1 pseudogene is annotated in these 262 nt (G+C 82.4%); it reads left to right on the forward strand.

Features of this window, described 5'->3' with window-relative positions:
* Nucleotides 1-71 precede the first annotated feature (71 nt).
* Nucleotides 72-262 (forward strand): annotated as a pseudogene (locus tag KVT14_RS20530) (DNA-3-methyladenine glycosylase 2 family protein); the annotation flags it as partial.

A 262-nucleotide genomic window follows, 5' to 3' on the forward strand; every position in this document is an offset into this window, starting at 1 on the left:
CCCCGCGTCCCCGCGCCGGCGCCGCCGGGGCCCCCGGGGCCGGTGTCGGCTCCGTCCGGCATGCTGGAGGGGTGCAGCACCCCGGCGGCCCCGATACCCGCGGGTACGTCCCGGACGGCCCGCTCGACGTCCGGCTCACGCTGATGCTGGTGCGCCGCGGCGGCCCCGACCCCGCGCTCCGGATCGAGCGCGACGGCCCCGTCTGGCACGCGCTGCGCACCGCCGACGGCCCCGCCACGCTGCATCTGCGCCCCGGGCCCGG

This window comes from Cellulomonas sp. GbtcB1, assembly GCF_019091725.1.
Taxonomy (GTDB): domain Bacteria; phylum Actinomycetota; class Actinomycetes; order Actinomycetales; family Cellulomonadaceae; genus Cellulomonas.